General features: G+C 38.8%; 17 protein-coding genes and 1 pseudogene. 4 read left to right on the plus strand and 14 right to left on the minus strand.

The genetic code is table 11. From position 1 onward, the window contains the following. Positions 1-137: 137 nt before the first annotated feature. The 5 genes from I2483_RS03210 to I2483_RS03230 form a co-directional block, all read right to left on the minus strand. The gene (locus tag I2483_RS03210) at positions 138-1,031 is read right to left on the minus strand and encodes an ROK family protein (protein ID WP_207173915.1); all 894 of its coding nucleotides are present in this window, start codon (positions 1,029-1,031) and stop codon (positions 138-140) included. A gap of 302 nt (positions 1,032-1,333) precedes the next feature. After that, positions 1,334-2,308 carry a proline dehydrogenase family protein gene (locus I2483_RS03215; RefSeq protein WP_207173916.1) on the minus strand — a complete coding sequence of 325 codons (975 nt, stop codon included), beginning with the start codon at positions 2,306-2,308 and terminating at the stop codon, positions 1,334-1,336. Positions 2,309-2,364: 56 nt separating this feature from the next. Continuing rightward, positions 2,365-2,889 carry a DUF2179 domain-containing protein gene (locus I2483_RS03220; protein WP_186670832.1) on the minus strand — a complete coding sequence of 175 codons (525 nt, stop codon included), beginning with the start codon at positions 2,887-2,889 and terminating at the stop codon, positions 2,365-2,367. A gap of 348 nt (positions 2,890-3,237) precedes the next feature. Further along, positions 3,238-5,286, minus strand: coding sequence for a CocE/NonD family hydrolase (locus I2483_RS03225; protein WP_207173917.1), 2,049 nt, complete (start codon positions 5,284-5,286; stop codon positions 3,238-3,240). 68 nt (positions 5,287-5,354) lie between these two features. Further along, complete coding sequence (locus I2483_RS03230) at positions 5,355-6,857, minus strand: BCCT family transporter (RefSeq protein ID WP_207173918.1); 1,503 nt, start codon at positions 6,855-6,857, stop codon at positions 5,355-5,357. Positions 6,858-7,361: 504 nt separating this feature from the next. Here I2483_RS03230 and I2483_RS03235 point away from each other — a divergent pair. Continuing rightward, on the plus strand, positions 7,362-8,015 hold the full coding sequence (locus I2483_RS03235; protein ID WP_207173919.1) for a TetR/AcrR family transcriptional regulator: 654 nt from the start codon (positions 7,362-7,364) through the stop codon (positions 8,013-8,015). Between the two features lie 443 nt (positions 8,016-8,458). On the opposite strand, the gene I2483_RS03240 is transcribed toward I2483_RS03235, so the two are convergent. The 3 genes from I2483_RS03240 to I2483_RS03250 all read right to left on the minus strand — a co-directional run bounded on the left by I2483_RS03240 (position 8,459) and on the right by I2483_RS03250 (position 13,764). Further along, the gene (locus tag I2483_RS03240) at positions 8,459-9,214 is read right to left on the minus strand and encodes a hypothetical protein (protein WP_207173920.1); all 756 of its coding nucleotides are present in this window, start codon (positions 9,212-9,214) and stop codon (positions 8,459-8,461) included. Positions 9,215-9,235: 21 nt separating this feature from the next. Then, complete coding sequence (locus I2483_RS03245) at positions 9,236-13,096, minus strand: DEAD/DEAH box helicase (protein ID WP_207173921.1); 3,861 nt, start codon at positions 13,094-13,096, stop codon at positions 9,236-9,238. Positions 13,097-13,539: 443 nt separating this feature from the next. Beyond that, complete coding sequence (locus tag I2483_RS03250; RefSeq protein ID WP_207173922.1) at positions 13,540-13,764, minus strand: hypothetical protein; 225 nt, start codon at positions 13,762-13,764, stop codon at positions 13,540-13,542. Positions 13,765-13,951: 187 nt separating this feature from the next. Here I2483_RS03250 and I2483_RS03255 point away from each other — a divergent pair, with 187 nt between their 5' ends. After that, positions 13,952-14,893, plus strand: coding sequence for an urea transporter (locus I2483_RS03255; protein WP_207173923.1), 942 nt, complete (start codon positions 13,952-13,954; stop codon positions 14,891-14,893). 141 nt (positions 14,894-15,034) lie between these two features. Next, the gene (locus I2483_RS03260) at positions 15,035-15,751 is read left to right on the plus strand and encodes a YjjG family noncanonical pyrimidine nucleotidase (RefSeq protein WP_207173924.1); all 717 of its coding nucleotides are present in this window, start codon (positions 15,035-15,037) and stop codon (positions 15,749-15,751) included. An 82-nt stretch (positions 15,752-15,833) separates the two neighbouring features. On the opposite strand, the gene sspL is transcribed toward I2483_RS03260, so the two are convergent. The 5 genes and pseudogenes from sspL to I2483_RS19620 all read right to left on the minus strand — a co-directional run. Next, positions 15,834-15,986, minus strand: a complete 153-nt coding sequence (sspL, locus tag I2483_RS03265; protein WP_207173925.1) for a small, acid-soluble spore protein L — start codon at positions 15,984-15,986, stop codon at positions 15,834-15,836. Positions 15,987-16,095: 109 nt separating this feature from the next. Then, complete coding sequence (locus I2483_RS03270; RefSeq protein WP_207173926.1) at positions 16,096-16,800, minus strand: pseudouridine synthase; 705 nt, start codon at positions 16,798-16,800, stop codon at positions 16,096-16,098. Positions 16,801-17,093: 293 nt separating this feature from the next. Continuing rightward, positions 17,094-18,548 carry an amino acid carrier protein gene (locus I2483_RS03275; RefSeq protein WP_207173927.1) on the minus strand — a complete coding sequence of 485 codons (1,455 nt, stop codon included), beginning with the start codon at positions 18,546-18,548 and terminating at the stop codon, positions 17,094-17,096. A 621-nt stretch (positions 18,549-19,169) separates the two neighbouring features. After that, positions 19,170-19,625 carry a CBO0543 family protein gene (locus I2483_RS19615; RefSeq protein ID WP_346267692.1) on the minus strand — a complete coding sequence of 152 codons (456 nt, stop codon included), beginning with the start codon at positions 19,623-19,625 and terminating at the stop codon, positions 19,170-19,172. 93 nt (positions 19,626-19,718) lie between these two features. Beyond that, positions 19,719-20,528 (minus strand): annotated as a pseudogene (locus I2483_RS19620) (DUF2515 family protein); the annotation flags it as partial. Between the two features lie 284 nt (positions 20,529-20,812). Between I2483_RS19620 and shc the strand changes: the two are divergent. Then, positions 20,813-22,693, plus strand: coding sequence for a squalene--hopene cyclase (shc, locus tag I2483_RS03290; RefSeq protein WP_207173928.1), 1,881 nt, complete (start codon positions 20,813-20,815; stop codon positions 22,691-22,693). 386 nt (positions 22,694-23,079) lie between these two features. Here shc and I2483_RS03295 read toward each other — a convergent pair whose 3' ends face one another. Beyond that, a complete protein-coding gene (locus tag I2483_RS03295; protein WP_207173929.1) occupies positions 23,080-26,166 on the minus strand; it encodes an efflux RND transporter permease subunit in 3,087 nt (1,028 codons plus the stop codon). Positions 26,167-26,227: the final 61 nt, after the last annotated feature.

A 26,227-nucleotide genomic window follows, 5' to 3' on the forward strand; every position in this document is an offset into this window, starting at 1 on the left:
TATAGTGTATATTTTCATCTGTACAACTACCAAAAAAGAGAGTCAACCACTAAATGTGATTACTCTCATTCATAGATGTAACAAAAGGAGTTATCTTTCAAATTTTCGGTCTTCACGAACCTGTATAGTATATACTTTCATGAGTTTTTGCTAGGTAAATGCAATGACGCCGCGCCTAACAATCCTGCTTTATTACCAAGCGAGGCTTTTAATATCTCCACATTAGAAAAACTCTTCAACATTAATTCTTTTGCTTTGCGAGTAACCATTGCTATTAATCTATCTTGCTCCATCACGCCACCGCCTATAATAATCGCTGGAGGATTAAAGATATGCGTTAATGACACGAGGCCATATGCGACTTCAAGTACCCAGTCATTAAGTACCCGCTCAAGTGATACATCGCCTTGTTCCAGGCCTTCAAAAATCATTCGCCCATTGATGTATTTGTTATCAATCTCCAATGCTTTTTTCACTAAAGCCGTGGTCGATCCATACATCTCGTAACATCCCACACAGCCACAATTACACTTCTCGCCTCCAGGATGCAAAATCAGGTGACCAAATTCGCCTGCACCTCCATTAAGCCCTTTATAAACAGTCGAATCAATTACAATAGCGCCGCCTATACCTGTTCCATAAGTTAAGCATAAGAAATCGTTAATTTCTTTACCAGCTCCAAAATGTTTTTCCCCTAAAGCAGCCGCATTCACATCGTTTTCAACTTTCACAGGAACACCGAATTCAGCTTCAAAAATAGCCTTTATTTTCATACCTGTATAACCCGGAAAGTTTTCATTCGCGTAAATGATGGAGCCTTCTTCACTGTTTACTTGACTTGCTGTACTAATACCAATGGCATCAAATTCTATATAAGTCTCTATAACTTTCTTTATAATATTATCAACTAAGTATTGTCCACCCTTTTCAGCTTCAGAATCGAATTCTTTAAATGCAGTAGCATTTCCATTTTCATCAGCCATGCACATCTTAATAGATGTTCCCCCAATATCTATTGCTAGTATTTTCATATGCTCCATCCCTACTTTTCTTGTTTTTTATGCAATTAAACTAGTTGAACTTGTCTGCGAATTAACTGTAGCACAAGTTTTTGATTCTATCCACCCACATATGATCACTTATAATACGTGTTTCAGGTTGCAGGTTTAATCCGATATAATACAATGTGCTTTTTGAATGGGCTATCCCAGCGAAGGCGTTTCTTAGTAGTAGCCGAAGCGTTTTCATTGGAATGATCTACGCAAAAAATCCTGACTCAAGTGATAGCTAAAGCTTCATTTGAATCAGAATTTTTATTCGTACTATAAAAACACTATTTCTTTCTAGTCATTCTCCCTAACAAAAATGCCCCTGCCGACAGTCCAATGACCTTATTCGTTTTCTTATTAAACACCTGTTTCACAACTAGATTTAAATTCTGCGGCCTTTCAGCAAGACGTCTCATAAAATAGCCATACCAGTCACTACCAAAAGGAACATATGTACAGAAGTTATAGCCTTCATTCGCCAATTGAAGCTGCATATCCACTCTGAACCCGTATAACATTTGGAATTCGAACTTGTCATTTGAAATATTGTTCACTTTTACAAACTTTTTCACATGGTTAATAACTACATGGTCATGTGTCGCAATTGATGTGAATTTGCCGTTTAACAAATGCCATTCGATGAGCTTGATATAGTTTTCATCAATTTCTTTCTTATCTTGATACGCGTATTCTTCTGACTCTTTGTACGCGCCTTTCACGATACGTAAGCGGAAGTTTTCATACTTTTTAATGTCTTCTACAGCTCGGAAGAAATAAGCTTGGATCACTGTTCCTATATTAGAATACTCCTTAGATAGCGTTTCTAATATATCAAACGATGGTTGTAGACGGTTGTGATCCTCCATGTCAAAGTTGATGAAAATATCATAAGCGCTCGCTTTACTCACAATTTCCTTTAAATTATCCAAACAGAAATCATAGTCGATATCCAGGCCAAGTTGAGAAGGTTTTAATGAGATATGTGCATCCACTTTATGTGTATGGATTGCTTCAATTACCTCAAGAATTTGTCCTTTAGCTTCGATTGCTTCTTCTTTTTCAAAAACGAATTCGCCTAAATTATCGACCGTACAAGAAATCCCTTGCGCATTCAGTTCTTTTATACTTTCAATCGTTTCTGCGACATTCGTCCCCGGGACGACATGTTGTGCCCCTAATTTCAAACCATATTTTTTTGCTGCAGTATTTAGGAATTGATTTTGAGATAATCCAATAAATAAATCTTTTAATATAGCCATTCTTTATACCCCTCGCACTATTTTTAATGGTATTCACATGCAACATTTTATGGAGATTAATTACGTCCTGAGTTAAGGTTTTTTAGCAAAAATCCGCCGTTGAACTTGTTTGGTTCATAGGAGATTATAAATGCTTTAGGCGCTAATGAAAGGACCAGTTTTCTTAATTTCTGTTCGTAATTTCGTTTCGCTAACACTTTCATAACGAGTCGTTTACCGTCTTTACCATCTGCCACCCAAGATGTAACCCCATACCCTTGTTCACGGATTTTCATTGGTATTTCGATTTCAAGTGAATCAACGACCACGTCAAAGACAATATAACCAAGTGCCAAGCGCTCTTCAATCTTACTTCCGAGGAAGACGCCCATTCCCCAGCCTACACAATACGCTGCAATATTGATTGGGTTGTCTAAATTGTCTAGGACAATTGTTAAACCCATCAGGTAAACAAACACTTCGCCCATCGAAAGAATCGATGCCGCCGTACGGTATCCTTTTATAACAAGAATGACGCGTAACGTGAATAAAGAAACATAAACGATATTAATGGCGATGATGATAAATAGTATAGCTGTCATGGGATCCTCCTCAGGTCTTTACCTTATTCATTTTTAAAAGAAGTAACTATTCACTCGCTTTCAGATGCCCTGTACCTGATAGGGAAAACGAATCCAATTATCACCCATACATATTTATAACGGGACCCGTCTCCTATGAATAATCCCGTACAAACGCGTGATTGAAATCAACCTAATTTATCATACCTGAATAAATTATCATGATTACTAAAAGTGTGTTTCATACTTATAGAATGGAACATAGAAATACGTGTAAAAATAGTACTTTAAACGTTAGCCCACTAAAAACTCCTTGTGCCAGACGGTCTCCCATAAAAGAAAGACTGTCTGTACAAGGAGAACTATTGATTAAACAAAATCCCTTGGCACTGCTATTTTCCATGTTTTATTGAATACTTCAGTCTCGCCTTCATAAGCAATAAGCTCATTCGAGACATAGAATTGCTTATCATCTGCTGTCATGATGCTGGTGCTCTTAAGGCTCGTTTGCCATTCACCACGTCCTACAGTCAGTGTCCAATCACATTGAACTTTAGCAGACTGTGGATCCTCTTCTGTAACGGAATAAACGTTGCGATTTGTGCTGCCATATTCGATTCCGTTACTAGGAAGCATTCTTGCTCCTTCATCAGAAAAGTCATCTAGCGTCCAAACGTCTGTAATTGTATTATGGCGAATTTCTCTGGTCCGGTTTGCTTCACGCAGTATCACACGTTCCATAACAGCCGCGGTTTCTGGGTGTTCGAACGGTTGTAATTCCTGATCGATTTCTTTAGGTTGTCTAGTTGGCAACGTGAGATACGTCTTTTCATTGGCAAAGACGGTCAATGTCACTGGCTCTGGAGATGGCCAAGCATGTGGCCAATATGTTGGCGATACAGCTAATTGCCAACAATGTCCTGCAGGTAAATTATGGCCAATTGCATTCATACATAAGGTTACCGTATATTTTTTACCCGGCTCCAGGTGTTCAGGGTGCTCATGGCTGTTTCGGTGTGTCAAGTTCAACACGCCCCACGTCACGCGTGTCGAAGAACCGTCTGGTGCGACGTCATTCAGACGAACTGTGAGTAATGCATTCGGCTGGTCAGATGCTACTTCGACTGTAAACTCAGGAGAACCTAGAATTTCAATCGCCTCATTTACCGGGTCAGATGTGAAGACTACGGATAAGCCATTTTCAATTCGCTGATCTGCAGGAAGATCTCCTGGTTGTCCGAATGGACAGAACACACCGGAATAGAGTCCATGATGCTGAACACTTGAAACGGTTATTTCTTGTTCTGCAACCGGTTTATCTGAAAGCTGTTGTTTGTTCAAATAATAGGCTTTTTGTTCTTGCGTCTTAGGTGGCCACTCATTTTCAGCAACCCAATGACCTGGTCGAATCGCGTAATCCGTTTTAGGCGGTACACTATCTTGTACCCATGCACGTAGCATCGGTTCTTCCATGATGCCAGTGTCAACGCCTTTTAACCAATGATCCCACCAACGTACGCATTCTTGTAAAAAGCCGATTTGTGGACCAGGAACCGCGACTTCTGGATATTCATGCGCCCATGGGCCGATCAACCCTTTGCGTGGACCTTTCAATCCTTCAAGTAAACGAGGGATTGCATTGGTATAGCCATCAGCCCATCCCCCTACCGCATAGACAGGGATGTCGATATCATCATAGTTTTCACAGACGGAACCATGTTTCCAATACTCGTCGCGGCGCTGGTGTCTCATCCATTCTTCTACGAATGGTGGTGTTTTCTCTAAACGTTCCAACCAACTTTTTCTCCATGCATCCCCTACAACTGCGGGATCTGCGGGTCGTGCATTGTAGGCAAGCATCGTGGAACCCCACCAAAGCATGTCCGACGCAAGAAGTGCACCGCCTTTATAGTGAACATCATCAGCGTAACGATCATCTGTCGAACAAAGTGTAATGATTGTTTTCAGCGCGGGATGACGACGTGCCGCCATCTGCAGGCCGTTAAAGCCGCCCCACGATTTACCGATCATTCCCACTCCGCCTGTGAACCATGGCTGCTTCTCAATCCAAGATAGTACTTCAAGTCCATCGTCCTGCTCTTGCTTTAAATATTCATCATATAAAATCCCATCTGAATCGCCACAACCACGCATGTCCACACGAATGCTCGCATAGCCGTGACCCGCAAAGTACGGGTGACGAATCGAATCCCTTAGCGCCGTAAAATCATTTTTGCGATAAGGAAGGTATTCTAAAATAGCAGGTACTGCCTGTTGTTCTGCGTCTACAGGTAACCAGATGCGTGCCGAAAGACGTGTCCCGTCCGATAACGGAATCCAGACATGTTCGATTTCCTTAACCTCTCTCGGAAATTTTGTCTTAATTGACCGGTTCGATTCGCGTACATTGAAAACCATGTAATTACCTCCAAGTAATAATTTTAAAACCTAGTGTGCGAGTGAAGTATCGCTAATTTGAATCTGTTTTATTGTTTCGGGAAATCCTGCTTTAACCATTTGAAGAACGAAACGATTAACAATAAATAAATAACAAATATTGGTACGGATACAATGACGGCAGAAGTTTGAATGACACGTAATCCTCCTATATTTAGTAAGGTTACCGAAAGGACTGCAAGGATTGCACCCCATACCATACGATGCCATCTTGCAGGATCTTGTCCATTCTTTATTTCCTTCGTCGCAATTGCCGCAAGGATATAGGTCGCAGAATCGAGTGAGGTGGAAAGGAAAATAACCGCCAACACCACAAAGAATGGTAACACAATGTAGCTGAGTGGCAATGACTTCAAGATTTCAACAACTGCCGCTGGACCCCCGCTATCGTTTAGAATGTCTTTTACCGGAAGAAGGTCATTCAATTGTAGATTCATTGTGTATCCACCAAAGACCATAAAGTAAGTCCACCCACCGACTGACCCCCATACCAGCATATGTGTAATTAGTTGGCGAATCGTGCGTCCTTTGGAAATCCGTGCAACAAACAAGCCCATGAATGGAGCCGTGGCAGCAAACCAAGCCCAATAGAATACTGTCCAAGCTTGTGGGAATCCACCTTTGCTAATTGGATCTGTATAAAAACTCATTATCGCAAAATTTTGAATCATCATTCCGAAACTGTTGGTAAAATACGTTAAGATGAACAATGTCGGACCTGCAATGAAGATGAAAACCGCAAGAGCCAATGCAAGGAAGACATTTATGTCGCTCAATCGTTTAATTCCTTTATGCAGTCCCATATAAGCACTTGCAGAGTAGATGATTGTAATACTGATAACTATAATTGTATCGAGCATCAATGATTTATCTAGCCCAAAAATGCTAGCGACAACTGCAGAAACCATTGGAACACCCAGTCCCAATGATGTACCAAGACCTCCGACCAAACTCCAAATTACCAACACATCAATTAATTTTGCAATCTTGCCATCTGAATATTTACCGAGAACCCCACTAAGTGCAGTGCTCATTTTTAAAGAAGGACGTTTCTTTACAAAATACGAATAAGCAATGACAACTGTCGGGAAAGCATAAAGTGCCCATGCTGATGTTCCCCAATGGAATAAGCCATACGTCAATGCCCACTCTGCCGCTTCATTACTCTCGGCCTCAATTCCGAAAGGTGGTCCCATGAAATAATAAATCGGTTCCAACATCGACCAATACATAATACTTGTCCCCATGCCTGCAGTGAATAACATTGTCCCCCAGCTAAATGTGGAGAATTCGGGCTTTCCTTCACCCAACTTGATTTTCCCAAAACGGCTAAATGCTAACCAAATGAGTAATATAAATAATCCGATTGTTAAAAACTGGAATGCCCAGTCCATTTGATAGGTAATGGAAGTCATTAACTTATTCAAATACGGTTCCGCTGTTCCTTTGTTTAATACTAATAACACAGTTGCCGCAACTATAACGACGATTGATGTCCAGAATACAAATGGATCAATTCTAACTTTCCCCATACTTCCAATCCCCTTTTTTAGTTCTAATTGTTAAAAACCCCTGATTTGTAGCTATTTCTTCAAATTGGTAACGCTTTCAGTTTAAAAATAATGGTAGTTAAAATGGTAATCATTTGCTAGTCTATCTCTCATCCCTCAAATCATACCTCTTTGTTTACTGATAACTTCAATGAGTGCGGGTTTCCACCCCCCTCGTCGATCGTTAGTTCAACCTATCTAGCATTTAAGGGTCGTCACATTTCTACATAATCTCTTTGACACCCCCAATTTATGTTATATGGATAAAACTGTTTGTTCATGTGGGATAAACACATACTTATATCCATGAGTAGTTTTAAACCAGACTCATATAAATAATCATGATTATTTATTTATATTGATTATATTAACACATCCAAAAACATAGAACAATCTAAATAACAGCTTTTTTTTTAGTAGATAATGTATAATGGGCATACTCTTGTCAAAACTTTGCTAGTATATAGATTATAGGGGTGTTATTAGATGGGGAATAAGAAGATTCAAAGAAGCCGGATGTGGAAATACTTTGTTGATGCGACAGCGGAAATAATTGAAGAAGAAGGAATTGAAAATGTCACAATCCGAAAAGTAGCCGATCGGGCGGGCTATAACAGTGCAACGATTTACAATTATTTTACGGAGATTTCACATTTGATATTTTTCGCTTCCATGAAGTTCTTGAAAACGTATACGGATGATGTGGGGAGCGCTATCGAAAAAGGTAAAAATCCATTAGAAAAATACATACTCTCTTGGGAATGCTTTTGTAAGCACTCTTTTCAACAGCCGCAAATCTTTCATGCCGTATTTATCAAGGATTTAGGTAATCATCCTGAAAAACTCTTGGCAGATTACTACGAGATTTACCCAAGTGATCTGATTAATTTTCCAGAAGAACTAAAAGTCATTTTATTTGAACGGAGTGTCTCAAAAAGGGGTCGGTCCATTTTGGAAATTGCGTCAAATGAGGGTTTCATCGATAATGCTGACATTGATAAGGTCAACGAGATGACGATTCTAATTTGGCAAGGTATGCTCACTAACTTTTTAAATAACCGGACAACTCATGATGTCGAAAAGGCTTCGGAAATCACGATGGACTATATTACGGAGATTATTCTAAATTCAAGTAAGTAGTTGTGCTATTCATTCACATTCAAAGAAAAAAGAACCTACCATTTTTAGGACACTGGAAAGTTCCACCATTAGGGCTAGATTAAAGAATCATATGATACGCGCTTCGGCAACTTCAACATAGAAAATTTCACCAATACTTTTATTTTCTTCATCCCTACATAACTTTTTTCGCAAATAGTTTTAATCTGTTTGCAAAATAACTGTAGCCAAAGTTTTTAATTCTATCCACTTACATATGAACAATTTCAGAGTACGTATCTAGCACTTATGCAAATAGTTTGCTTAATTAAAAACGGGAGACCCCTCAAGTAAAGGAGTCTCCCGTTTTAACTTTGATTTCTTGGTATGTGCAGAAATGCATACCTATTATTGACTAGGCATAGGTACCGTAGCAAATTTAATTGGATTCTTAACTCCAATATATCTAAAAGCATCTTAAATGGTCATGACAAATACATATCCCGCCACTTTTTCCGTTCTTTTTCATTCAATTGTGCTTCTAGCATTTCATCCCAGTGTTCTGACAGCGTATTCCACACCCTTGCATAGAGTAAATCCTCTGCCTCGTTATAGAGATGAAATTCGATGCAAGGAATCAAATCGACTTCTATGTCTGAAGCAGATACAATTTCGGACACAACAATCTGAACGTTTCCTTCACCTGATTCAACGCCCATCGTTATAAGCGCATCTAGTAGAACCGAATCCTCAAGCGTTGCTATAGACCAATCATCAATTTCACTTTTAAATCGGTAAAGTTCATTCTCTTCATACGTAATATTCTTTATTTCTCCATTCAGAAAAGTTTGATGGCATGGACTGTAAAGCGCTTGTCTAGAGCCAATTTCTGGTTCATGGACAAAAATACCTGTTTTAAACTGCCGGACCCCAACGTCTGTCAAAGAGTAAAACCCTTCTCTTTTTTCGATTACACCTGTTCGAGTCATTTTATCAATTAATTCATTGATAAAGAGCTGTTCGACGAGAAGAATTTCACTCAACTCTTCAGCAGTTGCAATATCGGCTTTTCCAAAAGCAATCAACATCATTTTCATAAGAATATCCACTTTCGTTCGCATAACGGTTTGGTAGACAATCTCGACAGAATTAACAGGTAAACTCCATGTCAGAGAGCCCTTTATTTTTACATTAAAATCCTGTTGAAGTTCTTTTGTTAACCGTCCCTTTAAGTCATTCATACACAGGAATCCCCCTATTAATCATACTTTAACAGTTCCTTCAAGATTCCTAAATCCATTTTTCAGTTTGACGCTTTCTAAAAGACGTCCGTACATTTCCCTTGAACTTGGATGTTTTGTCCTTATCGTGAACATACCCGAACTTCCCACAATTATGAGCAACTCACGTGCCCGTGACAAAGCAACATTTAGACGCCTGTAGTCCTTCGCGAATCCGATGTCACCACCCTTATCCTGGTGATTCCGAACGAAACTTAAAATAATGACGTCCATTTCCATGCCTTGAAACTTGTCCACTGATCCCGTTCTGCAATGTAAATGATGTGGCAGTAGTTCTTGCTGGATCAACCGGTCTACCCTTTTTACCTGTTCACCATAAAAGCTTATTATACCAACACTTTTTTTGTCTTCCTGCTTCATTCTTCCAGCATTCTTCGCATTTTCAGTTGCCTTATCTAAATCCATCAAGAGGTTTTTAATCATCGTCAATTCAGCTTGGTTAAAGCGACTTGTTCCCCCTTTAACCTTCTCCTCGAAATACTTCGGTTCATTCGGCATATCAAACCAAAGAAGATGATCATTTCTTTTCACATAGCGGGATTCAATCAAGTGGTCACGAACAGAATCAGAGTCCGTTAAACCACACTGAAGACCGTAATTTCCTTCTTTGTAAAAAGGCGTAATTGTTTCCATAATACTTTCATGCATACGATACTGGATGGCAAGCATCGTTTTGTTTTGCTTTGGCAATGTTCTAAAAAGACGTTCAAATAATGATTCTTTCAACAGTTTTTCTAGTTCTTTCTTTTCTTCATTATTGTCACTTTCCTCAAGCAATTCCTCTAGTGTATCTTGCCCCATTAGTGGCGGTAATTGATGATGATCCCCAACTAAAATAATCTTTTTCCCTTTTAACATTGGCAGTAACAATTCGGGAGGGGTTGCTTTAGAAACCTCATCGATAATGACCACATCGAATGTCGGATACTCCTCCATGAAATCTCGTCTCGCAGACGCGACGCAAGTTGTCCCGATGACATTCGCATGCTGCACATACATTTTCCGAATTTCGTCAAGATCATAATCATTCGCTTCTGTGAGCAGTGTCCTCCACTCTTGTTGGAGTGAATGACTGATAGGTAAACGCTCTTTGTCGATTTTAAGTTTCTTCATACTTTCCAATAAAGCCGTGATAGAAGTTTGCAATTGGAGACGCTGTTCTTCGGGATTCTGGTCCAATAATTCAACCAGTGGCGCTAGTAGTCCTTCCTGTTCATGACGCTCTTCATTTACCAAATCAATTTTTTCGCTTATTGCTTGAAGCGTAGCTCTATTGTTCTCTAATTTTTGAGCATTTACGTTTACATCGCTGTTTTTATTTTCCAATTGATAGGTATATTGATTAAGCGTGGCCTTCTTATCTATATAATCGGCATATACCTGTTCTTTTTGCTGCAATTGTATTTTCACTTCACTGAGTGATACTGTTTCATCGACAGTTTCTATCTCTTTTTGAAGTTTTTCAGCTGTTCGCCGGAGGTCATTTAGGGTTATTTGGTGACTCTCTGCATTGCGCTGCATTGCGCTTCTTTCCTGTTCTATTTCTGTTATGAATCGATGTGTGTGATTGATTATTTCTGTTTTAATATCAGCAAACATTTTTTTGGCATCCAACCTGATTTGATTTTGTTTTTCCAAGTTTCCACGCTGTGTCTGCACATAATTCTTTCTTTCACGTAACATTTCCAAAGCGATGGCTATTTTATCGAGATTGTCATATTTTTGTGCCGAATAATTTCTCGTTGCAAGACTACTTTTAGTCGAAGGATTAATTAAAAACTTTCCAACACGATCAATCAGCCCATGAATATCTTTAACTGAACTATACTTTTGATTCACAGTTCTTTTAACTGCATTTGGAAGAAATCCATGCTCTTTCAACAAACGTTCTATCATCTCAATAGCGGCTAAAAGTCGGTTTTGTAATTCTTGCCAATCACTGTATTCATCGCTAGATGTGTCGGATTTAATTGAATCAATTACCTTATTTAGTTCGGTCATTTTCCAATTCATATTGAATGTCGGCACAATTCCGAAAAACTCTAACCGGTTTTTTAATAAATCAATTTTAGTTATTGAATCTAACTGTTTCACAAACCCATAAATAGTATCGATTTTATTACTTTTTAATACAAGTTCTTTGCCAATAATGGCAATAGCATTTTCTGTCTCGCCAATCATTTGTATTGTTTGACGAAAGCTTATGTAATTACGCATTTTCTCTAATTGAGGTTCTATTTTCTCCATTTTATCAATTGTCTCTGGACTTAAGTTTTGTACTTGTATAATTTGCTCAAGTCGATTGATTTCAACGATTAATGCATCGGCTAGTTGGTTTAATGCAGCCTCCTTTTCCACTAATTCTCCACGTTCTTTTTTATAAATTACTGCCTTTTTACTGAGCTTCATTATTTCACTAGCAAGGACGAGATGTTGCGCTTCTGCCTCTTCTTTTTGCTTTACTTTTTCATCTAATGACAGCAATTCAAGTTGAAGTTTTCCCAATCGTATTTTACAACTTTCTAATTCTTCATGAAGTTGCGCTTCTTTTACTGAATTTCCCCAAAGTTGAGTATTCACAGCATCTAACGTTACGTTTTTCCAGTTCAATGCAACATTTTCTTCAATAAACTTTTTTCCTTCTTCTTCAATGCTTTCTGTTCGACCATAACGTAAAATCCGAATATCTTGATGCGCTAACAATCTGCCGAGTGCATTGTCCACTGCTAGATTTGCTTGTGAGGCGACAAGTGTACGCAACCCTGCCTTGACATTTTGGTGACATATCTCTGAAATAACCGTCGTCTTTCCAGTCCCTGGTGGCCCCTGAATCACGTACAGATCATTTGATGTCATTGCTCCAGTTACAGCTTCTTGTTGGAACTCATTTAACTCGTTATGAAATACAAGTTTTTGCTTTTTTTTCGAAATGCGTACAACGGGCCGCTCCTCAAATAGAACCTTCTCTAAGTTCGCATTTGCTGCAAGGCCGTCTTGAAGATCCTTAAAACCTTTCCTTAGTCTTTTTACTTGGCTAAGTTCGGCAAAGTTACTGAACACGACTTCCTTAAAAGATTTAGGCTGCCATTCATTCCGCCTTGCCATCTCTTTATAATTTCGACTCAGTTCAATTTCAACAATGTTCTTAGACCTATTCGTATTTACAACACTACCAATATCATTTTGAAGCCCTTTCATCTTGACACTAAAACCCTTAATTGCATTCCATTCATTTCCTTTTAATCCACTGCAAACGAGACTTAGTTTACTGAAATCTTCATTAAAACTGGCCATTGAAAAAGCCGCAGTCAAATCTGCGACATCCGCATTGCTTTCTTGTATACGTAAATAACCTTCCCAGCTGGCAATTCTCTTCTTCACATACTCAGAGCGTTCTTGTGCAACCGGCAATTCCCGGATACTTGTATATAAATCGATAGGCATCGCAACGCCAGTGCTACGGCCTACAAGAAACTTTAACCGTACAGGAAGACGTCTATTCGTCTGTACAGGCTCCCTGCGTCCCCTTACGTGAAAACCAGTTGCTAGAAAACCATCATTTTGATAAACACATTCCATTACGGCTACTCTGTCGTCTAAACGTTTAGCTAAGACTTCATTCGAACCATTATCGAAGAACAATGAAAATGACATATTTCCTTGTTTATTAGTTGGACGTTTTTCAATATGTACATCGAAGGCAACCTGCATCGAAAAAAAGGCGTGCTCATCCTTGGACCATTTCATGAGTTCTTTGCGTGCGTTAGCCGTAATTTCAAGCCCACATCGCATTGCCGCATTTATGGTTGATTTATGTCCCATTAAGCATGCCTTCCTTCCGTAAATTTGGTCTATTCTTAAGTATGACACTATATTCAGGAAAAATGTATACAAACAATCAATTGGTTCAATTACTAATAAGAGTTGACAATTATCCTAATTTTAAGGAATCACATTTAAAGCCCTATATTCGGACAATCAAAAACTGATTGCTCCATATTCGGAGACAATCAGTCATAGGTTTTTCAATCTTATAATGAAAACATGGATATTGCACCTAAAAGCTCTTGAATGCGTTCAACCTTTATCTTAATCGTGATGGCACTATTTTCAATAATTTTGTAATAAATCTATAATTCCTTGCTAAGCTAGTATCTCCTAATACAATGCTTACTATTTCTCCATTAGTTGATTCGGGAATATTAGCTTCAGCTAGTAAATAATCATTCTGTAATAAATGCTCTACACTAAACGAATTACTATTCTTATCGAATAACGATATTCGATAAGAATAGTAATTCGTTAGTCGATTTTCCAAATTCCAAAGCCAGTTTTCCATCATTGACTTTATAAGTTGAGGAAGCGATTTCTGTACTAGGCAGATTCACGAAGTTCTCAGCTATTTCTTTGTTGCCAAGGTTCAACAAGGCCGCGACAATTACAAACAATATTGCTGTGGCAATTAATACATTTTTCTCTGATAATTTCATAAGTCACTCCTAAATGATCTTTTATTTACAAAATAATATTTTACACTTTATTTTGTATAAGTAAAGCCTTTTTTATGGTACTATACTTAAATAGTATCAATAGGGTACTTTATTCCGCTTATTTCCGCGTTCTTTGGACTACTAGTTCTGATCTCACAAACGCAAATAATACACAGGAGATGTCCAAATGCAGCAAATTCATGCTAAACCCACTCATCTAAATAAGTTCATATTTCTTATTTCGTCGTCATTAAAGGGGTTTTCTCAAGTTATTCTAGTTGATAATGCTTTTTCAGGGTTTCTTATACTAATGGGTATCACGCTAAATTCCCCATTTCTTGGTCTAATGGCTTTTCTTTCTTCAATAGTTGGAACGCTTACCGCGCAGTATTGCGGTGGTGGTCGTTCGCTGATTCGTGCTGGAATCTACAGTTTCAATTCTGTACTAAGTGGTATGGCCGCAATTCTTTTTTTAACCGGAGGAAATCGCTGGCTGGTTGCACTGGTTGCCGCTGCAATTGCCGCTTTATCAATGGTGATTCTAACTAAATGGATTGCTAAATGGGGAATCCCTATACTAACGGTTCCATTCGTTTTTATTACGTGGATTGGGCTACTTGTTACTTACCGCTCCGATGTACTTCACATGGATCCAGGTTTTGTCATAAGCTCTCCCGCGCGTTGGAATTTGCAAACCGATGGGACACCGACTTTATTTGTTGGATTGATAAAAGGAATCGGCGAAGTGTTCATTATTGACTCTCTTTTGACAGGCTCGCTCATTCTTGTCGGACTTTTCTTGGCAGGATGGCGATTCGGAGTTTATGCAATTATTGGTACTTTTGTATCCTGGCTAGCTGCCTATTTTATGGGTGTAGATGCACAATCTTTGAATTTAGGTTTGTATAATTACAACGCCGTATTGACAATTATAGCCGTCAGTCTTGTATTTGATAATAAACCAGAAAAAACGCCGTTGACTGGGATAATAGCCGCCACTTTGACTGTTCCGGTTACCGCAGGATTAGAGTTCCTTCTCAATCCACTAGGGCTTCCTGCGCTAACGTTCCCTTTCATAGTATGTACTTGGTTATTTATTGCTGCCAGAAAGTTTTTCCCGAAAATCTAAAAAAGTGCGTCTGCAGAAGTACTCCTTATGCAGGCGCACTTTTTACTTTCTACAAACAGTTCTATGTGGGAATTAAAAGTGTAAATCATGTTATACTGGCATCACAATAAATAATTACTGCTTGTAAAGGATGAGATTTTTGTGATATATGATGTATTTTTATTTGATTTAGACGATACGTTGTTTGATTTTAGCGAGACGGAAAAACGTGCGTTCGCTTATACATTCGAGGCACATGGCTTTTCGAATGGGCTGAAGGACTACAGGGCTAGTTACAAAACAATCAGTAAGGTACTGTGGGATGATTTAGAACAAGGGCGTATTTCATTGAAGGAGTTGAAAACGGAAAGGTTTAAGCGATTGTTCATGCATCACAATCTCGATATGGATGCCGATGTATTTGGGCAAACTTATCTTGAAAACTTGGGTAAAGAAGTCCATCTCATTAACGGTGTGACCGAAATGCTTGCCAGCCTAAAGGGTTGCAAATTGGCAATATTGACTAACGGATTTAAAGATGTTCAGTTGGCCCGAATAGATGGATCCGTGTTAAAAAACTCATTCGAAGCTATCATTACATCTGAAGAGGCAGGTTACCAGAAACCCCAGACAGAGATATTCGAGTATACCTTCAATAAATTGCAACTAACAAGCAAGTCTCGTGTTCTAATGATAGGAGATTCACTTTCTTCAGATATTCAAGGCGGAAATAACTTCGGAATCGATACTTGCTGGTTCAATCCGCAACAAAAGAAAAACTCAACTACTGCAATTCCTACATATGAAATTCAGAACTGGAGTGAATTCAATTTCATTGGAGAATCTGGATGGACCAGAATTGTTGAAAAATCCCTTTAAGTAAAAATGCAAAATGCCCTGGCTCTTGTTTCAAGGCAGGGCATTTCACTTTATTTATTCCAATGAGTTAAGCACCGAAAGTCTATTTCGTGTTTTTCTTTTTAGCTGCTTCTTCCAGTTTGCTCTTTGGCTCTTCAGCAAATTCGGTATCTCCATAACCTTGAGGCGTTACACTTGTCGCTTTCTTCCCTTTATCGTTATTACTATTACTATTGGCCTCTTTGTTTTTCGGCATTATTTCTTTCACCTCCGTTTAGACATCACATCAATTTTTTAGTTCAAATTGTAGTATGTCCAAAAGGATTTGTTACACTCCCGTAACTTTTCAGCTATCTGCTCCAGACTCATTTATAGAATTTCAACCCAGCTATTTCTTCTTCCGTTAATTGTCGCCATTGACCAAGAGCTAACGCACCAAGCGGTAGTTCTTTGATCCTAACCCGTTGTAAACGAGTTACAGTAAATTGAAACCGTCTGCACATTCTTCTAATTTGCCTGTTCAACCCTTGTGACAAGGTAATTTTAAAACAATTGTCATCTATTTGAATAACTTTACACGGCTTCGTTAATACTTTCCCCTTTTTTCTAGGGTTATAAATTTCCACCCCACTAGCCATTTCCTCTATAAAAACCGCCGTAATTTTTTTATCCACCGTAACAATATAGTCTTTTTCATGATTATTTTCTTCCAGTAAAAGCTCATTGACAATGCTACCATCATTCGTCAACAGAATTAATCCTTCAGATTGCTTATCTAGCCGTCCTACAGGGAAAATCCGCTCCGGATAATTGACGAAATCGATAATATTCCCTTCAATATGGCTTGCTGCCGTACACGTTATACCCGGCGGTTTATTGAGCATAAGATATATTTCATTTTCTTTCGCTTCTATAAGAAGCCCATCCACTTCCACCCTGTCTCCTTCACTAATCACATGCCCTAGTGAAATAGTATTTCCATTCACAGTCACTTTTCCCTCTTTAATCAACGCATCGACCTTCCGTCTGGAACAAAGTCCCGATGAACTTATAAATTGATTCAACCTCACGCTTTTCCCTCCATTTATATCGCGAATAATCAGTTTCCTCTTGATTACATGCAATCGTACAAAATTAGCTATTGACCTATTTTAGCACAACCGATTCATCCGAATTAATTCACAAATAATAAGACTGACCGCAAGATTTGAAGAGGAACAATTCTTCCATAAAGTATAAATGCACAAAAAAATAATCAGCCATTTACATACATGGCTGATTTCACTATATTTCTAGAATCAGTTACTTTTCACTTTTGTGTACTTTTATATACTAAGAACAGACTTTGATGTTAAGCCTAGTATCATAAACGATCATCTGAATCTTGCTTAAAGTCATTCTCCCAAAAATCAGCATTTTTAATGCCAAGCTTCTTGGGATCAAAAACAGGATCTAGCCCCAATTTCTTCTGACTTTCATAATCTTTTAAGGCAAGCATCGCCGGTTTGGTCAATAGTAAGATTGCAATTACGTTCAGCCATACCATAATACCCAACCCTGCATCTCCAAGTGCCCAGGCCAAGTCCGCGGTTCTGATTGTTCCATAAAACGTCATTATTAAAATAACGATTTTTAAAATAAACATTGCCGTTTTAGTATTCTTTTTTCGGATTAAATATGCTATGTTCGTTTCTGCAATATAATAGTAAGCCATGATTGTTGTAAATGCGAAGAAAAAGAGTGCAATGGCTACAAAGCCTGCTCCAAAACCAGGAAGGGCACTGTCAACTGCTGCCTGTGTAAATCCTGGACCCTGTTCTACACCAGGGATGTTATTGACGATATATGTTCCATCCTCCGCTTGAGTGTTATACATCCCCGTAAACAAGATCATAAATGCTGTCGCTGAACAGACGAACAATGTGTCAATGTAGACGGAAAATGACTGAACTAAACCTTGTTTGACAGGATGGGATACTTCTGCCGCCGCGGCCGCATGAGCTCCAGTTCCCTGCCCTGCTTCGTTCGAAAATATTCCCCTCTTCACGCCCCACATAATCGCCATACCAATAATACCGCCAAAAGCCGAATCCATTGCAAATGCACTTTTAAAAATCAACGTAAAGACTTCAGGTAAGAGGGTGATATTCATTGCGATGATTACGAGTGCAACCAACATGTATCCTATCGCCATGAACGGAACGATAATTTGTGCAACGTTCGCAATACGCTTGACTCCGCCTAAAATGATGAAACCTAATATAGCTACAATTATCAGCCCTGTTCCCCATTGAGGAATACTAAATGCGTTATTCATCCCAACGGCAATCGAATTGGATTGGACACCTGGCATCAGGACCGCCATCGCAATTAGAGCTGCAATTGCAAATAGAGTTCCAAACCACTTCCAGCCTATCCCTTTCTCAATAAAATAAGCTGGACCACCTCGATATTGTCCATCTTGTTTCACTTTATAAATTTGTGCTAGTGTTGATTCAACAAATGCACTTGAGGCACCAATAAAAGCAATTGCCCACATCCAAAATACAGCACCTGGTCCTCCGTAATAAATTGCCGTTGCCACACCCGCGATATTCCCAGTCCCAACCCGCCCGGAAAGTGCAATAGATAACGCCTGAAAAGAAGAAATACCTGCTTTTGAGCTTTTCCCCTTAAACATCAATCTGACCATCTCTTTAATGTGTCTCACCTGCAAAAAGCGTGTCAATATAGAAAAAAACAAACCAACTGCAAGTAAAATATAGATGACTGGCGCACTCCATAAAATACCATTTAGACCATTTACAAAAGCCTCCACTAAATTCGCCTCCATCTTTTTAGAATCCTCAGACACATAACGTTTTTTGATTATATGATAGAAATTCAGTTTGTAGACGAGTTCTATTTGATTTTGAATGGGTAATTTTAGTTCACATGAAATAACTAGCCATTCACACATCCTTGCAAACACAGAAAAGGTACCACACATTCACTTACATGCCTGGTATTCTAATTAGTAAAAGGCAATTGTAGTGTCTGCATAGCCCGGTAGTTATTTTGAAAATGAAAGTAACTGTAACATGTATTCTCTGACCCACGGATTTCAATCTCCATGTCAATCCCTATGGTCGAGTTGCCACCCGCTTGAAGCCAACAACCAATGATCGTTTGGATGCTGGATTGACTTCTTTCATCCAAGAATAGCCCTGTGTTCCCTATCGCTTGAAAAGTGTTTCAAAAGGCTTCAATGTCACTTCCTCTCGCAACTAACTCCTTGCCTTGGTCTCCCCCAGTAAATGTTTCTTCAACAATCTCTACACCGTTCAATAAAAGAATCTACAGTATATTATTCAAGAATCTATATACTTTTACAACAAAATGAAATCGTTTCCGTCTGCTTGTAGTTATTTCATTGCCCAGCTATTTTTTCTACTCCGTATTACTCAATATTGGTTTTTCCCCATTTAAATATCTTCCAAATCAACAAAAGAAACAAGAAATAGCCAAAAAAAGAAAAGATAAAGTTCCATTGTTCCTCATGATGGAAGTATCCTAAATGCACTGCCTTTTTCTCGATGAATGGCACTAGAGCACTAAGAAACAATGTGAAAACAAGCCGACTCCAATTTGGCATTTTATCTACCAAATAAAGAAATAGCCCCATTCCTATCGGAAGTATGACGAGTGTAAATACAATATTAATCAGAAATACATCTGGAAAAGGGCGGATGGGGAACTCATAAAATTGTTTTGCCACAAAATACAAATCTAAATAAGTTCCCAACAATGAAGCAAATAATATAGATGGCAAATACAAGATTCTATTACGTGAAGATTGCCGTTTTGGCAATCGTAGCGAGCTCGATTTCCCAAGTGTTTCACAGTATTCACCCATCACCTTTCCATTAATCGGGGTTATTTCTTTTTGTAGATAATTGATAATCCGCCAATGCTCGAACCAATCCCCAGGTTCCGCAGATGGTTGACTAATATTACCCCACACATACTCAAGCCTCGGGCTATACAATCTGAGCGCGCCTTTCCTCAACTGGCAAGACTTTAGCCTTCTCATCAAAGCTAAACCTGGTACCCCACCGTGGACATCATTAAAAACATCCGGCCAATAGTCCTTTCGTGAACCAGTATGTGGATGGGTAGTTGCCCAGCGATAAACTTTCTTCAATAAGTCCTCCTCATGAAAGAGTAATCGATATAAATTCTTTCAAAGCAGTATTCGCTCGTGTACAGATCCAAATTGATGGAGCGTTAGCCCCGTAAGAGACGCCTTCTCTGCTGAATCGCCATTCTCAATGTACGGAAACAGTATTTCATTGAATGAAAAAAGATCTTGAAGCACAAACTCGAACGTCTGAAAAATTTTCTGCTTATAAAGTGAATTTTGCACGATTCTGCTTTCCAAATAGCTTTGTTCATCAATAATAAGCGCAATCGTAAGGATGTAGGAATCACTGTCCTCCCAAAAGTGATTCCAGATCACCTCCATAAATGTAGAGACGTTTAAGTAAGGTAGTAAATAAAACAAATTTCGACTTTGAAATAGACTTTCTTCATACAGTAAAAACTGAGGATATGCATCCTGGAAGATTAGCCAGTTCCCTCGTTCCAAAAAAGAGGAATATCCTTGTTTTGATTGTTCTTCCATTAGTCTAGAAAGGAACTCTCCTTTTAAGTTCGTCATATTCCATCCACCATTTCTCGAAACCATATGACCAAGGAATGCCCAGTGTATTTCAGGGCGAAAAATATAAAAGTCGAGGTAAGCTTTTGTTCTCGTTATATTTTTTTACATTCAACTGTTTCGTTTTTAGCCGAATCACTTGAAGAAGTTGCTGATCTCCCCAAGACAACTGTTGTTCTTCCACAATAGAAACAGTTTCATAATTCTTTAAATCTGCTTTAATTAAAAGTAAACTTTTGTAACTTGTTGTTTTCCCCCAATTTTTCTAAAAAAATTAAGCACTAGTCACTTCCCTATTAGAAATCATTATTCATATAGGATTATGAATAGGGATATATATATATATATGAAAGAATAACATTTAATAAGGAGATGGTGAGACTTTGACAGATCGTATAGAACAATTGATTAGCCAATTAGTCCAACAGCTAAAAATTGATCAAACACCCGATGGCTCATGGAATTACCCCTTTGAAACGGGTGTTTCAACCGATGCGTACATGATAATTTTGTTAAGGTCTCTGGAAATAAATGATGAAAACTTAATTCGTGGGTTAACCGAAAGAATTTTAAGTAAGCAAGAAGCAAATGGCGCATGGAAACTTTTTTTTGATGAAGGTGATGGGAACGTATCTGCTACCACTGAGGCCTATTACTCACTTTTGTATTCAGGCTATGTCAGCAAAGATGACTACAGATTGCTTGCGGCAAAAAAGTTTATTTTGGAAAATGGTGGTCTTGAGAAATCCCAAATGCTCACCAAAATCATTTTAGCAATAACTGGCCAATATCCATGGCCTCCGTCTTTCCCAATACCAATTGAAATTATCCTTTTACCTCTTCACTTCCCTATTAATTTCTATGATATTTCCGTATATGGAAGAGTTAATTTTGCTCCGATTATGATCTTGGCAAATAAGAAATATGTCAAAACGACAACTAGAAGCCCTAATCTATCTGATCTTACCCTTTCAGGGGCAACAGATGACTTTCTTGATATCCAAGAACTTCAAGATTTTTTTTCGTTGATTGAACATGATCTTAAAAGTTTGTTAAGATTTTCTCAAACTATCCATCCTTTAGCCGTCAATCAAACAAAACAATATATGCTCGATCGCATTGAGCCAGATGGAACTCTGTACAGTTATTTCAGTTCTACGTTTCTGATGATATTCGCCCTGCTTTCTCTTGGTCATGCCAACAACGATCCACTCATATTACAGGCTGTTAAAGGATTGAAAGCGATGAAATGCACGATTCATGGTCATCCCCATATGCAATTTACAACTGCAACGGTCTGGAATACGTCCTTAATTAGCTTTTCGCTTCAAAAAGCGGGGGTACCTTCCACTGATCCATTAATAAAGAAGGCAAACGAATACTTATTAGGACAACAACAGACTAAATATGGTGATTGGGCGATTCATAATCCTGGTGTCTTACCAGGGGGATGGGGTTTTTCGGCTATAAATACGAAGAATCCTGATATAGATGACTCTACGGCTTCGCTAAGAGGCATTTCACAACTTGTCGAGAATGATACCCGCACTCATAATGTTTGGGAAAAAGGCATTACTTGGGTGCTTTCGATGCAAAATAGGGATGGCGGATGGCCCGCATTTGAAAAAAATGTAGATAATGAATTAATAAATTTACTCCCAATTGAAGGCGGGAAGTTTTTATTGTTGGATCCAAGTACTGCCGATTTAACGGGAAGAACACTTGAATTTCTGGGGGGATACACCAACTTACCGAAAAATCATGATGTTCTTAAACGTGGCTTAAATTGGCTTGTTCATCATCAAGAAAAGGATGGTTCTTGGTATGGTCGATGGGGAATTTGTTATATTTACGGTACTTGGGCGGCAATTACCGGTTTCATGGCGTCAAGTGTAAGCCCGGAAAGCCCATTTATCCAAAAATCCGTGAAATGGTTGCTTGCCATTCAAAATCCTGACGGTGGATGGGGAGAATCTTGTAAGAGTGATCGCGCTTCTAAATATATCCCTCTAGGCTCCAGCAATTTAGCTCAAACAGCATGGGCACTTGATGCACTTATTGCGGTTTCAGATAAAGCAACACCAGAAATTAATGCAGGAATTTCTTATTTACTAGAGGCTCATAATAAAGACGATTGGACACTTTCATATCCGGTTGGGCAAGCAATGGGTGGCGGTTTCTACATTCATTACCATAGCTATAAATATATATTTCCTCTGCTTGCGCTAGCCCATTATAAAAGGAAGTATCAAGGAAAACTGTAAAACCGCATGCGCAAATTTCCGCTTCATCTAAAAAATTGTTGCTTGTCTATTTTTTCACTGAATATGTTTCATACCTCATCAATAAACTTTAAGTACTAACTAATTGAAGGGATGGAGAATTGAAGCGAGTACTAGTATTTGGTGCAACTATAATAACCGGCATTATCTTTGGGATCATCGCCACCTATATCATGAAGTGAGTGAAAAATGATTGTAAACGGAAACTCCTATGCCATTTTGATTACGCATAGACTTTTCAGTGATCACTTCATAAACTTAGCTTACTTTCATTGTACTTATTTTGTTTTTGCATAATATGAGTGGCATCCATTAACAAAAACGACCTCATCTATAAATAGATGAGGTCGTTTTTGTTAGATAGATAATTAGTCTTCTTCTATTTCTTTACGATTTTTCTTGAAGAGCTTGGATAATAGTTCATAAGCGATTGGTACGACAATCAATGTCAACAACGTTGAACTGATTAATCCACCGATTACGGTAATACCAAGACCTTTGGAGATCAAACCGCCACCGCCACCTGATCCAATTGCTAATGGAATTAATGCACCGATTGTAGCAATCGCAGTCATGAGGATTGGACGTAAACGCGTTACACCCGCTTCAAGTACCGCTTCACGCATGTTCAAACCCGCGCGTTCCATACGAATAATACGGTCTACAAGTACAATCGCGTTCGTGACAACGATACCGATTAACATTAATAGACCCATCATGACAGACACAGAGATTGTTTCACCCGCGATTAATAAACCAACAAATGAACCAATGACTGCAAATGGTAACGAGACGAGAATCGCAAATGGTGCGACACCCTCACGGAACGTTACAACCAGGATGAAGTAGACGATTGCGATTGCCGCAAGCATTGCCACAATTAGTTGTGTAAATGTTTCCGTCATATCTGCAGCTACCCCCGCAGTGCCCACCGTAACACCTTTAGGTAAATCTAATTTATCAATTGCTTTATCTACTTCTGATGTTGCTTTTGAAATATCCGTATCAATGATTGTGCCTGACACCGTTGCGAAATATTCGCCTTGGCTTCGAGCAAGTGCATTTAGCGTTGTCCCTTTCTCAACTGTTACAAGCTCAGAAAGTTTCATTGTCGTACCGAGTGCTGTCGGCACTTCTGTCGCTAAAAGATCATCGATTGATTTTGGTTGTACAGCTTCTTCTTGCTGTACAATCACTTCTAATGTATTTTTATCTTTTTCAACCGTTGTTAATACATCGTTTGTTCGCATCGGGTTCAGCATCATGACGATTTGCCCCGTTGTTAATCCATACTGCAGTAATTCATCTTGCTCTACTTTGAATTTGTATTCAACGTAAGCATCTTTTGCACTTGAAGAAACATCTTCTAAGCGCTTGTTTTCATTCATAACGCCTTCTACCATTTTTACAGCTTCATTTAGTTTATCTAAATTTTCACTGTAGAATGTGTAGCTAACTCCATCCGTAGACATTGACATTGAAGTGAAGTTTTGGCTCTTCCATTCGCCTGTTTGACCAATGTTGAACACATAATCTTCAATTTCCGTGCGAGCTTCCGCAAAGTTCTTCATATTCGGGTCAAAGATTAGGTACATCAAAGCGCCACCTGATCCTCCGCCCATCATCGCAGACATTGCATCCCCGGTCTCAGTAACAGATAATTGAACAATATCAATATCATCATGTTTTAATAGCTCTTGTTCTACAACTTCAATATTTTCTAACGTATCTTCCATTAGCTCGCCTGTTTCCGGCGTATACGTTAAGTACATCACTTTTTCTTCTTCACTACCCATAAAGCTAAATCCAATTAATGGCGTTAATGCCACACTACCCGCTAATAGTAAAACAGCGATAAGTGAAGTAATGACTTTATGGTTTAATGTCCAGCCCAGAACACCTTTGTACCATAAAGCTAATTTACCAACCTCTTTATGGCGGCTTTCTGTCTTCTCACTGTATAACTTCTTCTTAAATAAGAAGTGAGATAATGCAGGCACAATTGTAATCGCTACTAGTAACGAAGCAACAAGCGCAAACGTCATTGTTAATGCAAATGGCATGAATAGCTCACCGACCATACCACCCACGAAAATAAGTGGCGCAAATACTGCAACTGTCACTAATGTTGAAGACATGATTGGTTTGAACATTTCAATTGTCGCTTCACGTACAAGCGCCCGACCTGATAATTTTTCAGTTTTTAAATGTAGACGACGATAAATATTTTCAACTACGACAATCGAGTCATCGATTACACGTCCGATGGCAACCGTAATCGCACCAAGCGTCATGATATTTAACGTAATCTCCATCCAGTTCAATAACAGTAAAGCCATGAAAATCGAAACTGGAATAGAAATGATTGAAATAATTGTTGATTTAAAATCACGCAGGAAAAGAAGAATGATTAAAATGGCGATCATACCACCAAATAACGCCTTTTCAATCATCGTTGAAACCGATGCTTCAATTGGCGCACCTTGGTCAAGTGATACATCGATGACTAAACCGTCAATTGTTTTTTGTTCTTCTTTAATTAACTTCTTCACAGCGTTAACAACATCAACCGTGTTTGCTTGTTGCCCTTTGATAATTTGAATGGCAATGGCATTTTCACCGTTTGTACGTGAAACCGACTGTACTCTACCTACGAACTCAATTGTAGCAATATCGCTAAGCTTCACAAATGGTGTTGAGTTTGTTGCAGATGGCGTTACAGGAATAAGCATTCCCTTTAATTCATCAGCTGTCATGAACTTGCCATCTACTGAAACAGCTTGCTCGCCTTCTTCAAACTCGTAAAGACCCAGTGACACAGCTAGATCACTTGCTTGGATCATTTGCTTAACTGTATCTGGCGTAATGCCCAGTTCAGCCATTTTTTTATCGTTATACGTCAGTTGTACTTCTTCAATATGCTGACCTGTAATCGCTGCAGATGCAATGCCATTGATTTTCTCGATTTTAGGTAGTAGTATTTCCTCTACCGTTGACGTTAATTCAACAATATCCTCTGTCTGACTACTTACACTTAGTGCGACAACCGGCATCATGTTCATGCTAATTGCTGTAATCGTTGGGGCTTGTGCTCCTTCTGGTAAAGCCACTGTATCTAGTGCGGATGTTAATGCACGCTTCGCCTCATCCATGTCTATGCCATATTCGTATTCCACTTGAATACTTGACATATTAGAATAGGAATTTGAAAAAACGGCTTTCACATGTTCAAGATTGTCTACCGCTTTCTCTAATGGAATGGAAACATCTTTCATCACTTGCTCTGGAGTAGCTCCCGGATAGACGCCCATTACCATTAAGTAAGGAATTGAAATATCTGGCAGCGTCTCCGTTTTCATTTGTGTACTTGAATATATACCAGAAACAACAATGATAATTGTTAGCAACCATACTGCTAATTTATTCTTCAAGACAAAATTGACTAAACCTTTCATTCTTACACCATCCCCTAATTGACTTTACCAACTCAAATATTTATACTAATGACTAACGAGT

The organism is Sporosarcina sp. E16_3 (genome assembly GCF_017347125.1).
Taxonomy (GTDB): Bacteria; Bacillota; Bacilli; order Bacillales_A; family Planococcaceae; genus Sporosarcina.